This is a genomic window from Demequina mangrovi, assembly GCF_000759715.1.
Classification (GTDB): domain Bacteria; phylum Actinomycetota; class Actinomycetes; order Actinomycetales; family Demequinaceae; genus Demequina; species Demequina mangrovi.
Genome location: NZ_BBLU01000001.1, coordinates 384,919 through 397,679 on the forward strand (window position 1 = coordinate 384,919; position 12,761 = coordinate 397,679).

Here is a 12,761-nt window from a genome sequence, read left to right on the forward strand (position 1 = left end):
TTCTCCAACCTTGGTATTCAGGCGCGAAGCGCCGTTGTGTGCGCCGTGACCGGCGCCGGGAGCTCGGTGCTCCCTGTCAAGTATTCATCGATGGCCGCGGCTGCCGCCCGGCCTTCGGCGATCGCCCAGACTACGAGCGAGGCGCCGCGCCCGGCATCGCCGGCCACGAAGACCCCGTCCTGGGTGGTCGCGTAGTTGTGCGCCCGCTCGATCTGAGCGCGCGCGGTCAACGCTACTTGCGACTGTGCCTGCAGGTTCGTGACCTCAGGCCCAGTGAAGCCCATCGCGATGAGCACAAGGTCCGCCGGGATCTCCCGCTCGGTCCCCGGAGTGGGGGTGCGCGAGCCGTCCGCGTTGTACTGCGTGACGGCGACCTTGAGGGACTTCACGTGTCCATTCTCATCACCGATGAACTCCACCGTCGAGGCGAGATAGTCGCGCTCGCCTCCCTCCTCGTGGCTCGAGGACACCTCGAACACGCGAGGGTCGGTGGGCCAGGGCTGGTTCGCGGGGCGCTCCGTCGGCGGCTTCTTGCCGATCGCGAGCGTGGTGACGCTCGCGGCTCCCTGACGGAGAGCGGTGCCGATGCAGTCCGAGCCGGTGTCGCCGCCGCCGATGACGATGACGTGCTTGTCGGCCGCGTGGATCTGGTCGGCGACGTCCTCGCCTGCAGCCGCCTGGTTGCCCTGATGGAGGTACGGCATCGCGAAGTGGATGCCGTCGAGCTCGCGGCCGGGCAGCGGGAGGTCGCGCGGCAGCGGAGCGCCCGTGGCGATGAGCACCGAGTCGTAGCGTGCCCGCAGGTCGTCCCACGTGATGTCCTCGCCGATGGCGATGCCGGTGCGGAAGCGCGTGCCCTCGCGCTCCATCTGCGCGACGCGGCGGTCGATGACGTGCTTCTCCATCTTGAAGTCCGGCACGCCGTAGCGGAGCAGGCCGCCCACGCGGTCGTCCTTCTCGTAGACCGCGACGGTGTGGCCGGCGCGCGTGAGCTGCTGCGCCGCCGCGAGGCCCGCGGGGCCGGATCCGACCACGGCGACCGTCTTGCCGGTGTGACGCTGCGCGATGTGCGGCGTCACGTTGCCGTCCTCGAACGCGTGCTCGATGATCTCGACCTCGACGTTCTTGATGGTCACCGCGGGCTGGTTGATGCCGAGCACGCACGAGGTCTCGCACGGCGCCGGGCAGACGCGGCCCGTGAACTCGGGGAAGTTGTTGGTGGCGTGCAGGCGCTCGATGGCGTCGGCGTACTGGCCGCGCCATACGAGGTCGTTCCACTCCGGGATGAGGTTGCCCAGCGGGCACCCCTGGTGGCAGAACGGGATGCCGCAGTCCATGCAGCGACCGGCCTGGCGCTTGAGCACCACCTCGTCTCGACCGAGCTCGTCCTTGACCTCCGACCAGTCGCGCAGGCGGACCTCGACGGGGCGGTAGGGCGGGACCTCGCGGTCACGGACGTTCAGGAATCCACGCGGGTCAGCCACCCGTCACCTCCAGGAACTCGGCCCAGGCACCCGGCGCGGAGAGGTCCCCGCCCTTGGCCTCGAGCTCGGTCAGCGCCTCGCGGACGCGTGCGTACTGTGCCGGCAGGACGCGCGTGAAGCGCGCCACCGTCATGGACCAGTCGGCGAGCAGCTCGCGCGCCACCGGCGATCCGGTCTCGCGCTCGAAGCGCTCGATCAGCGTGCGGACGATCACCTGGTCCTCGGCGTCCAGCTCGCCGAGCGTGAGCTCGCCGGCCGCCAGCGCCTGCGCGTTGACCCGCTCGGGGCGCAGGTCGAGCACGTAGGCCGTGCCGCCCGACATGCCGGCGCCGAGGTTGCGGCCGGTGCGACCGAGGATCACCGCGGTGCCGCCCGTCATGTACTCGAGGCCGTGGTCGCCCACGCCCGAGACGACGGCCGTCGCGCCGGAGTTGCGGACCAGGAAGCGCTCGCCCACCTGGCCGCGGAGCAGGATCTCGCCGCCGGTGGAGCCGTAGCCCACCACGTTGCCGGCGATGACGTCGCTGGTCTCGTCGAGCATCGACTCCCGCGCCGGACGCACGATGATGCGGCCGCCGGAGAGGCCCTTGCCCACGTAGTCGTTGGCGTCGCCCTCGAGCCGCAGCGTGATGCCGCGGGGCACGAAGGCGCCGAAGGACTGGCCCGCGCTGCCGGTGAAGGTGACGTCGATCGTGTCGTCCTCGAGGCCGGCCCCGCGGTAGCGGCGCGTGACCTCGTAGCCGAGCATCGTGCCCACCGTGCGGTTGATGTTGCGCACCTCGCGCTCGAGCACCACCTTCTCGCCGCGCTCGAGGGCGGCCTCGGCGGCGGCGATGAGGTCGTTGTCGAGCGCCTCGGCCAGCCCGTGGTCCTGGGTGGTCGAGTTCATGAGCGCCGCGCCCTCGGCGGGACGCGCGAGCACCGGCGTGAGGTCGAGCCCCTGCGCCTTCCAGTGGTCGATCGCCGCGCGGGTCTCGAGCGCCTCGACGTGGCCGATCGCCTCCGCGATCGAACGGAAGCCGAGAGCCGCGAGGTGCTCGCGCACCTGCTGCGCGATGAACTCGAAGAACGTCTCGACGAACTCGGGCTTGCCGGAGAACCGGGACCGCAGCTCGGGGTTCTGCGTCGCGACGCCCACCGGACAGGTGTCGAGGTGGCACACGCGCATCATGATGCAGCCGGACACCACGAGCGGCGCGGTCGCGAAGCCGAACTCCTCGGCGCCGAGCAGCGCCGCCACGACCACGTCGCGGCCGGTCTTGAGCTGTCCGTCGACCTGGACGACGATGCGGTCGCGCAGGTCGTTGAGCACCAGGGTCTGCTGGGTGTCGGCGAGACCGATCTCCCACGGCGCGCCCGCGTGCTTGAGCGAGTTGAGCGGGCTCGCCCCGGTGCCGCCGTCGTGGCCCGAGATGAGCACCACGTCCGACTTGCACTTCGCGACGCCGGCAGCGATGGTGCCGACGCCGACCTCCGCCACCAGCTTGGTGTGGATGCGCGCCTTCGGGTTGGCGTTCTTCGCATCGTGGATCAGCTGCTTGAGATCCTCGATGGAGTAGATGTCGTGGTGCGGCGGCGGCGAGATGAGGCCGACGCCGGGCGTCGAGTGACGGGTCTGGGCGACCCAGGGGTACACCTTGTTGCCCGGGAGCTGGCCGCCCTCGCCCGGCTTGGCGCCCTGCGCCAGCTTGATCTGGATGTCGTCCGCGTTGACCAGGTACTCCGAGGTCACTCCGAAGCGGCCCGAGGCGATCTGCTTGATCGCGCTGCGGCGCTCGGGGTCGTGGAGGCGGTCGACGGACTCGCCGCCCTCGCCGGTGTTCGACTTGCCGCCCAGGCGGTTCATCGCGACCGCGAGGGTCTCGTGCGCCTCCTGCGAGATGGACCCGTAGGACATCGCGCCGGTGTTGAAGCGCTTGACGATCTCGCTCACCGGCTCGACCTCGTCGATCGGCACCGCGGGGCGGTCCGAGGCGAACTCGAGCAGGCCGCGCAGCGTCATGAGGCGCTTGGACTGGAGGTCCACGCGGTCGGTGTACTGCTGGAACACGTCGTACTGACGCGTCCGGGTCGAGTGCTGGAGCTTGAAGACCGTCTCCGGGTCGAAGAGGTGCTCCTCGCCGTCGCGACGCCACTGGTACTCGCCGCCGGTGCGCAGGCGCTGGTGCGGGGGCAGCTCGCCCGAGGCGGGGTACGCGTCGGCGTGGCGCTCCTCGACCTCGCGGGCGATGACGTCGAGCCCGACGCCGTCGATCTGCGACGGGGTGCCGTTGAAGTGGAGGTCGACCAGCTCCTTGGACAGGCCGATCGCCTCGAACACCTGCGCGCCGCGGTAGGACGCCATGGTCGAGATGCCCATCTTGGACATGATCTTGAGGACGCCCTTGCCGAGCGCCTTGATGAGGTTCGCGGTCGCCTTCTCGGGGGCCACGTCGCCCAGGTAGCCGCGCTTGGCGAGGTCCTCGACCGTCTCCATCGCGAGGTACGGGTTGACGCAGCCGGCGCCGTAGCCGATGAGCAGCGCGACGTGGTGGACCTCGCGGACGTCGCCCGCCTCGACCACCATCGACAGCTGCGTGCGGCGGTGGGTGCGCACCAGGTAGTGGTGCACGGCCGACGTGAGCAGCAGCGACGGGATGGGCGCGAGGTCGGGGTTGGAGTCGCGATCCGAGAGGACGAGGAAGGACACGCCGTCCTCGAGCGCCTCGTCGACCTCGTTGAAGATCTCCGCGAGGCGCGCGTCGAGCGCCTCGGCCCCGCCCTTGACCGGGTAGAGGCCGCGGATCTTGCGCGCCGAGAACACGCCGCGGCGCTTGGGGTCGCGGTCGATGTGGAGGATCTTGGCGAGCTCGTCGTTGTCGATCACCGGGAAGTCGATGATGATCTTGCGGGCGTGCTCGGGCGTGGCGTCGAGCAGGTTCGGCTCGGGGCCGAGAGCGCCGCCGGTCGCGGTGACGATCTCCTCGCGGATCGAGTCCAGCGGCGGGTTGGTCACCTGCGCGAACATCTGCACGAAGTAGTCGAACAGCAGGCGCGGGCGCTCGGACAGGACCGCGATCGGGGTGTCGGAGCCCATCGCGCCGATGGGCTCGATGCCGGTCTTGCCCATGGGGCCGACCAGGATCTTGAGCTCCTCCTCGGTGTACCCGAACGCGCGCTGGCGGCGCTGGACGGAGCGGGCCGAGTGGGAGATGTGCTCGCGGTCGGGCACCTCGGACAGGCGGATCGCGTTGTCCGCGACCCACTGCTCGTAGGGCTGCTCGGCGGCGAGCGCCGACTTGATCTCCTCGTCCTCGACGATCCGGCCCTCGCGGGTGTCGACGAGGAACATGCGGCCGGGCTGCAGGCGGCCCTTGCGGACCACCTTCGCAGGGTCGAGGTCGAGCAGGCCCGCCTCGGAGCCGCAGACCACGAGGCCGTCGTCGGTCACCCAGTACCGGCCGGGGCGCAGACCGTTGCGGTCGAGCGTCGCGCCGATGACGGTGCCGTCGGTGAAGTGGAGCGCGGCGGGGCCGTCCCACGGCTCCATGAGGCCCGAGTGGTACTCGTAGAACGCGCGGCGGGCCGGGTCCATGGACTCGTTGTTCTGCCACGCCTCGGGGATCATCATGAGCAGCGCGTGGTGGATCGGGCGGCCGCCCAGGTGCAGGAGCTCGAGCACCTCGTCGAAGGACGCGGTGTCAGAGGCGCTCGGCGTGCACACCGGCATGAGCGGCGCCATGTCGCCCAGCAGGTCGGACTGGAGCATGCCCTCGCGCGCGGCCATCCAGTTGCGGTTGCCGCGCACGGTGTTGATCTCGCCGTTGTGGGCGATGCCGCGCAGCGGCTGCGCGAGCGGCCACGACGGGAAGGTGTTGGTGGAGAAGCGCGAGTGCACCAGAGCGAGCTCCGACGCGAACAGCGGGTGCAGGACGTCCGGGAACACCTGCTCGAGCTGGTACGTGGTGAGCATGCCCTTGTAGGTGAGCGTGCGCGACGACAGCGAGGCGAAGAAGGGGCCGCCGGCGTTCTCGGAGCGCTTGCGCACGCGGTACACGCGGCGGTCGAGCTCGATGCCCGACAGCCCGTCGACCGCGAGGAACGCCTGCCGGAACGTCGGCATGGCGCCGCGGGCGCTCGGGCCCAGCGGCTCGGGGTTCACGGGGACGTCGCGCCAGCCGATGACGCGGACGCCCTCGGCCTCGGCGGCGGACTCGAAGGTCGCGACCTGAGCGGCCTCCTGGCCGGGCTCGAGGAACGCGAGACCCACCGCGTACTCTCCCGCCGCCGGGAGGTCGAGGCCGGAGACCTCGCGGAGGAAGGCGTCGGGCACCTGCGTGAGGATGCCCGCGCCGTCGCCGGTCTCGGTCTCGGCACCGACGGCTCCGCGGTGCTCGAGGTTCTTGAGCGCCGTGAGGCCGGCATCGACGATGTCCCTGCCCGCCGTGCCACGCAGGGTCGCGACGAAGGCGACACCGCACGCATCGTGCTCGTAGGCGGGGTCGTAAAGCCCCGCTGCGGGCTGGGGGGCGCCAAGATGCGCGACCATCACACCGTCCTTAAGCGTCCCCGCTCACACGGGGACATTCGTAGATTTCGGGGCGCCTTCGACCCGGTGTTGACACGGGCGTTCAGCCTACCGCGAACGACCCTGCACGGGGAAACCCCCTCAGGACCCCGCGGGGCTGTCGCCGGGGGTGTCGGCGACGTCCGACGATGCGTCATCGTCGGGCAAGGCGGCGTCATCAGGGTGCGAGACACGTGCCGCGAGCTGCGACCGATCCGGTCGCACGGCTGCCTTGCGCTGCCGCCATCCTAGGGCCACGAACGCGAGGATCGAACCCGCGAGCACGATGATCGAGACCCACTCGTTGATGCGCAGGCCCGCGATGTGCACCGCATCGTCGATGCGGACGTGCTCGATCCACAGACGGCCCGAGACGTACACCATGACGTACAGCCAGAACACGCGGCCGCCGCGGAGGTCGTACTTCTTGTCGAGCCAGATGATGAGCGCCGCGCCCGCGAGGTTCCACACCATCTCGTAGAGGAAGGTGGGGTGGAACGTGGCGAACTGCTCGTAGCCGGCGGGCCGGAAACGCTCCTCGATCTCGAGCGCCCACGGCAGCGTGGTCGGGGCGCCGAAGAGCTCCTGGTTGAAGTAGTTGCCCATGCGGCCGATCGCCTGGGCGATCAGCACGCCCGGCGCGGCGGCATCGGCGAAGGCCGTGAAGCTCGCGCCCGCGCGGCGCGCGCCGATCCAGGCGCCCAGCGCACCGAGCGCCACGGCGCCCCAGATGCCCAGCCCGCCGTTCCAGATCTTGAGCGCGTCCCACGGGTTGCCGTCGGGTCCCCAGTACGGGGCCGGCGTGGTGATGACGTGATAGATGCGGCCGCCGACGATGCCGAACGGGATCGCCCAGAAGGCGATGTCGCCGACCACCTCGGCGTCTCCCCCGCGCTCGACCCAGCGGCGCGTGGTGAGCCATAGCGCGACGAAGATGCCGAGCAGGATCCACAGCGCGTACGCGTGGACCGTGAGCGGTCCGATGCTGAAGGAGCTCCACTCGAGAGGCGGGCTCGGGATGGAGGTGGTCATCGTGCTGCGCGCACCCCCTCGGCGAGCTCGGTCACCTTGGCGCGCAGGCGCTCGAGGTCGCCCTCGTCGCCCAGGGCGCGCACCAGCGCCGTGCCGACGATGACGCCGTCCGCGTAGCCGGCGATCTCGGCCGCCTGCTCCCCCGTCGCGACGCCGACGCCGATGCACACGCGAGCGGCTCCGGCATCGCGGGCGTCCTTCACCACGCGTGTCGCGGCGTCGCCCACCGAGGCGCGCTCGCCGGTGACGCCCATGAGCGGCGTCGCGTAGACGAAGCCGGTCGAGGCCCCGCACGTGAGCGCCATGCGCTCGCGCGTGGTCGACGGGGCGACCAGGAAGATCGTGTCGACGTCCTCGGCGCGTGCCGCCTCGACCCACTCCGGCGCGGAGTCGGGCGTGAGGTCGGGCGTGATGACGCCCGCGCCGCCGGCGGCCTTGAGGTCCTGCGCGAAGCGCGACCAGCCGCGCTGGAGCATGAGGTTGGCGTAGCTCATCACCACGGGCACCGCGCCCGCCTCGGCGACCGTGCGCACGGCGATGAACGCATCGTCCACCTTGACGCCACCCTCGAGGGCGCGCGCGGCCGCGTGCTGGATCATTGGGCCGTCGAGGACGGGGTCCGAGTAGGGCGGGCCGATCTCGACGACGTCGCAGCCGGCCTCGACCAGCACGCGCATGGCGGCGAGCGAGGTCTCGACGTCGGGGTAGCCGACGGGCAGGTAGCCGACGAGCGCCGCGCGCCCCTCGGCCTTGCACTGATCGAGGCGGTCGGTCAGCGCGCTCACTCGTCTCCCTCCGGCAGCATGTCGAACCAGCGTGCGGCCTGCTCGACGTCCTTGTCGCCGCGACCCGAGAGGGTCACCAGCAGCGTCGCGTCGGGGCCGAGCTCGCGGCCCAGGCGGATCGCGCCGGCGAGCGCGTGCGCGGACTCGATCGCGGGCAGGATCCCCTCGGTGCGGGTGAGGAGGCGGAAGGCCTCCATCGCCTCGGCGTCGGTGACGGGCCAGTACTCGGCACGGCCGATGCTCGACAGCCAGGTGTGCTCGGGGCCCACGCCCGGATAGTCCAGGCCGGCGGAGATCGAGTGGCTCGGCTGGGTCTGGCCGTCCTCGTCCTGGAGGATGTAGGACATCGAGCCGTGCAGGATGCCGGGGCGACCGCCGGTGAGCGTCGCGGCGTGGCGGCCGGTCTCGACCCCGTCGCCCGCGGCCTCGCAGCCGATGAGGCGCACGTCGGCGTCGTCGAGGAACGCGTCGAACGAGCCGATCGCGTTGGAGCCGCCGCCCACGCACGCGAGCACCGCGTCGGGCAGCCCGCCGAGCGCGAGCATCTGCTCGCGCGCCTCGACCGAGATGACGCGCTGGAAGTCGCGGACCATCGCGGGGAACGGGTGCGGGCCCGCGGCGGTGCCGAAGACGTAGTTGGTGTGCTCGACGTTCGCGACCCAGTCGCGGAAGGCCTCGTTGATGGCGTCGCGCAGGGTGCGGGTGCCGGTCGCGACGGGGATGACCTCGGCGCCGAGCAGGCGCATGCGGGCGACGTTGAGGGACTGCCGCTCGGTGTCCTCCTCGCCCATGTAGATCACGCAGTCGAGGCCCATGAGCGCCGCGGCGGTCGCGGTCGCGACGCCGTGCTGGCCCGCGCCGGTCTCCGCGATGATGCGCGACTTGCCCAGGCGCTTGGTGAGCAGCGCCTGGCCGAGCACGTTGTTGATCTTGTGCGAGCCGGTGTGGTTGAGGTCCTCGCGCTTGAGGAGCACACGCGCGCCGCCGCAGTGCTGGGCGAAGCGCGGCACCTCGGTCACGATGCTCGGGCGGCCGGTGTAGTCGCGGGCGAGGCGCTCGAGCTCGAGGGTGAACTCGGGGTCGATGCGGGCCTTGTCGTACGCGTCGGTGAGCTCGTCGAGGGCGGCCATGAGCGCCTCGGGGACGAAGCGTCCTCCGAACTCGCCGAAGTACGGCCCGGGGGCCTCCTGGAGCGACCCCGTCACGGGCGCACCGAGCGCAGCGCGGGGTGGGCGCCGGCGGCGACCATCTCCGCCACCGTCGCGCGCGGGTCGCGGTCCTTCACCAGGGCCTCGCCCACGAGCACGGCGTCGGCGCCCAGGCGGGCGTACTCGACCACGTCGTGGCTGTCACGGATGCCGGACTCGGCGATCCGCAGGATGCCGTCCGGGATGTGCGGCGCGACGCGGGCGAACGTGGTGCGGTCCACCTCGAGGGTGCGGAGGTTGCGCGCGTTCACGCCGATGACGGTCGCGCCGGCGTCGGCGGCCCGCTTGACCTCCTCCTCGCTGTGCACCTCGACGAGCGCGAGCATGCCGAGCGAGTGGACCCGCTCGATGAGGCTCTCGAGAGCGAGCTGCTCGAGCGCCGCGACGATGAGGAGGACCACGTCCGCGCCATGCGCCCTGGCCTCCCACACCTGGTACGGCGTGACGATGAAGTCCTTGCGCAGGATCGGCGCGTCCACCTTGGCGCGCACCGCGTCGAGGTCCTGGAGCGAGCCGTTGAACCGGCGCTGCTCGGTGAGGACGGAGATCACGGACGCGCCGCCCGCGGCGTACTCGGTCGCGAGCAGCGCGGGATCGGTGATGTCGGCGAGGTCACCCTTGGAGGGGCTCGACCGCTTCACCTCGGCGATGATGCCGACCTCCTCCTGAGCGAGGATCGCGCGAGCGTCCAGCGCCTCGGGAAGGCGTGCGGCGCGCTCCTTGAGCGCGTCCATGGAGGTCAGCTCCTTGCGGACCTCCAGGTCCTCGAGTACCCCCGAGACGATGCTGTCCAGAACGCTCATGCTGCTCCCACCCATGGCGCCCACTCTACCGCCGCAAAGAACGGCTCAAGGACGCCTCAAATTGAGGCACAGAGTGCCTACGAGAGGGGCTGACCGTGGCCCAGCGCACGGAGCACGGCACCCGCGGCGAGCGACGCGACGGCGACGACGATGCCGGCGATCGTGAGCGCGTGGACGGGGATCGCGATGCCCACCGAGGCGAGCAGCGCGGCGATCACCAGGCCGATGTTCGTGACCCACGCGGCGGTGGTCCTGCCGTGGTTGTGCGGGGCGATCTCGGGAAGGTCCTGCGGCTCGAGGTGCACGCTCGACATGGGGTTCTCCTTGGGGACTGGGGAATTGCGCGTCAGTCTAGCGAAGCCGGAGCCGGTGCCAGGCGCGACGCCGTCGAGATCGCGCGGATGAGCGCGGCGGCCTTGTGGCGGGTCTCCGCGGCCTCGTTCTCGGGCACGGAGTCGGCGACGATGCCGGCGCCCGCCTGCACGTGCGCGGTGCCGTCCTCGATCAGCGCGGTGCGGATCGCGATGGCGGTGTCCATGTTGCCCGCGAAGTCGAAGTAGCCCACCGCGCCGCCGTAGAACGCGCGCCGCGTCGGCTCGATCTCGTCGATGAGCGCGATGGCCCGGGGCTTGGGCGCCCCGGAGAGCGTGCCGGCCGGGAACACCGCCGTGAACGCGTCGAGCGCGCCGTGCGGGGCCTCGAGCTCGCCCACCACCGTCGAGCAGATGTGCATGATGTGGCTGTAGCGGTTGACCACCATGAACTCGACCACCTCGACCGAGGTGGGCTCGCATACCTTCACGAGGTCGTTGCGGGCGAGATCGACGAGCATGACGTGCTCGGCGATCTCCTTGGGGTCCGCGAGCAGCTCCTCCTGGAGGCTCTTGTCCTCGGCCGGCGTCGCGCCGCGCGGACGCGATCCCGCGATGGGGAACGTCGAGACCCGCCCGTCCTTGACGGTGCACAGCGACTCGGGGCTCGCGCCGACCACCGCGAAGTCGCGGCCCTGGTCGTCCTCGAGCTGGAAGTAGTACATGTACGGGCTCGGGTTGAGCGTGCGCAGCACGCGGTAGACCTCGAGCGGGCTCGCCTCGCACGGGAGGTCGAAGCGCTGCGAGGGCACCATCTGGAACACCTCGCCGTCGCGGATGGCCTCCTTGGCGAACTCGACGGCCTTCTCGTACTCCCCCGGCGCGCTGCGCTGGGTGATCGCCGGGTCGTCGCCTTCGGTGAGCACCGACACCTCTCCGGCGACGGCGTTCGCGAGCTCGCGCTGCATGCGGTCGAGCCGGGCGACCGCGTCCTCGTACGCCCGCTCGATGCCCGTCTGCTGCGCATCGGCGTTGACCGCGTTGGCGATGAGCCACACCGAGCCGTCGCGGTGGTCGATCGCCGCGATGTCGGTGGCGAGCAGCAGCAGCACGTCGGGCACGTCGAGCTCGCGCGGCGCCTTCATCGGCAGCGTCGGCTCCCACTGACGGATGATGTCCCAGCCGAGCACGCCGACCATGCCGCCGGTGAGCGGGGGCAGGCCCTCGATGGCCTCGGAGCGCATCTCGGCGAGCACCTGCTGGATCGTCGTGAGCGGCGCGCCGTCGGCGAGGCCCACGGGGACGTCGCCGCTCCACCGCGCATCGTCCCCGTCGACCGTGAGCATCGCGCGGCTGTGCACGCCCACGAAGGACCACCGGGCGCGCGACCCGTCGGGCTCGGCGGACTCGAGGATGAAGGTGCCGGGCCGCTCCTGCGCGAGGGCGCGGTAGACCGCGACCGGCGTGAGCGAGTCGGCGAGCAGGCGGCGGACCACGGGCACCACGCGATGCGAGGCGCCGATCTCGGTGAAGCCCGCGAGCGACGGCCAGGTCTGGCCCCAGTCGAGGCGCGGCGCGGCCGTCATGCGAGATCTCCCAGGCCGTTCACCGCGCCCAGGGCTCCCCCGGCCTCGAAGCACGTGCGCGTACCGGTGTGGCAGGCCGGACCCTGCTGGTCGACCTCGAGCAGCAGCGCGTCGCCGTCGCAGTCGAGGCTCACGCGCACCACGCGCTGGACGTTGCCCGAGGTGTCGCCCTTGCGCCACAGCTCCTGGCGCGAGCGGCTCCAGTAGACCGCGCGGCCGCTGGTGAGGGTCTCATGGAGCGCGTCGTCGTTCATCCACGCCACCATGAGCACCTCGCGCGTGTCGTGCTGCTGCACCACGGCGCAGACGAGGCCGTTCGGGTCGCGCTTGAGGCGCGCTGCGAGGTCACCGTCGAGAGGCATGCGGCTTATCCTTCCACGCCCTCCCCTCCGACAGCGCCAACGGAGTCCGCAGCGTCGCACTGCGCGCTGGCGGGACATGGAGGCCGGAATCCGCGCGAGAACGGCACTCATGTCCCGCAGGCGCGCGCGGCGCGGAGGATCAGGCCTCGAGCGGCTCCGAGACGATGCAGTGGCGCTCCATCACGAAGCGCCACGGCTCGGAGAGCTTGAGGTGGACGTCGATCGACACGTCCGAGCCCAGGAGGCGCGCGAGACCCTGGCATGCGGCGACGTCGGCCGCCGCGGAGCAGACCACGGGCAGCCCGTCGAGGCCGTGGTCGACCGCGAGCGAGTACACCGCGTCGTACGCGAGCTTCCATGAGGCGTGCCAGTCGCTCACCAGGAAGTCGGTGTCGGACAGCAGGTCGAAGACCTCGGTGAGGCCCATCTTGCGGGCCTTGGACAGCGAGATCACCTCTCGGATGGTGAGGTGCGGAAGCCGCTCCATGTGCGCATCGAACGCCGCGTAGCGCAGCCCGCGCACGCTCGCCGCCAACGACTCGGTCACGGCCGTCCTTCCCTCAGATCCCTCAGCACGGACCCCAGGGGGTCCTGACGGACATCAAACCACCAGGACCCTCGGATGACACGCACTTCGTGCGCGT

10 protein-coding genes are annotated in these 12,761 nt (G+C 71.2%); all 10 read right to left on the reverse strand.

Going from position 1 to position 12,761, the window contains the following annotated elements; translation table 11 throughout:
• Positions 1–17: 17 nt before the first annotated feature.
• The 10 genes from TR42_RS01700 to TR42_RS01745 all read right to left on the reverse strand — a co-directional run bounded on the left by TR42_RS01700 (position 18) and on the right by TR42_RS01745 (position 12,664).
• Complete coding sequence (locus TR42_RS01700; RefSeq protein ID WP_042212391.1) at positions 18–1,484, reverse strand: glutamate synthase subunit beta; 1,467 nt, start codon at positions 1,482–1,484, stop codon at positions 18–20.
• Positions 1,477–6,012, reverse strand: coding sequence for a glutamate synthase large subunit (gltB, locus tag TR42_RS01705; RefSeq protein WP_042212393.1), 4,536 nt, complete (start codon positions 6,010–6,012; stop codon positions 1,477–1,479). Before gltB ends, TR42_RS01700 begins: the two co-directional genes overlap by 8 nt.
• Positions 6,013–6,132: 120 nt before the next feature.
• The gene (gene lgt, locus TR42_RS01710) at positions 6,133–7,062 is read right to left on the reverse strand and encodes a prolipoprotein diacylglyceryl transferase (protein WP_052405495.1); all 930 of its coding nucleotides are present in this window, start codon (positions 7,060–7,062) and stop codon (positions 6,133–6,135) included.
• On the reverse strand, positions 7,059–7,847 hold the full coding sequence (gene trpA / locus TR42_RS01715; RefSeq protein WP_042212394.1) for a tryptophan synthase subunit alpha: 789 nt from the start codon (positions 7,845–7,847) through the stop codon (positions 7,059–7,061). Before trpA ends, lgt begins: the two co-directional genes overlap by 4 nt.
• Positions 7,844–9,052: a tryptophan synthase subunit beta gene (gene trpB / locus TR42_RS01720; protein WP_042212396.1), complete on the reverse strand. Its 1,209-nt coding sequence runs from the start codon at positions 9,050–9,052 to the stop codon at positions 7,844–7,846. Before trpB ends, trpA begins: the two co-directional genes overlap by 4 nt.
• The gene (gene trpC / locus TR42_RS01725) at positions 9,049–9,858 is read right to left on the reverse strand and encodes an indole-3-glycerol phosphate synthase TrpC (protein WP_042212398.1); all 810 of its coding nucleotides are present in this window, start codon (positions 9,856–9,858) and stop codon (positions 9,049–9,051) included. Before trpC ends, trpB begins: the two co-directional genes overlap by 4 nt.
• 77 nt (positions 9,859–9,935) lie before the next feature.
• Complete coding sequence (locus TR42_RS01730; RefSeq protein WP_042212399.1) at positions 9,936–10,172, reverse strand: HGxxPAAW family protein; 237 nt, start codon at positions 10,170–10,172, stop codon at positions 9,936–9,938.
• A 32-nt stretch (positions 10,173–10,204) separates the two neighbouring features.
• The gene (locus TR42_RS01735) at positions 10,205–11,755 is read right to left on the reverse strand and encodes an anthranilate synthase component I (RefSeq protein WP_042212401.1); all 1,551 of its coding nucleotides are present in this window, start codon (positions 11,753–11,755) and stop codon (positions 10,205–10,207) included.
• A complete protein-coding gene (hisI, locus tag TR42_RS01740) occupies positions 11,752–12,117 on the reverse strand; it encodes a phosphoribosyl-AMP cyclohydrolase (protein WP_042212404.1) in 366 nt (121 codons plus the stop codon). Before hisI ends, TR42_RS01735 begins: the two co-directional genes overlap by 4 nt.
• A 139-nt stretch (positions 12,118–12,256) precedes the next feature.
• Entirely contained in the window at positions 12,257–12,664 is a 408-nt protein-coding gene (locus TR42_RS01745) for a hypothetical protein (RefSeq protein WP_042212406.1), read from the reverse strand.
• Positions 12,665–12,761: the final 97 nt, after the last annotated feature.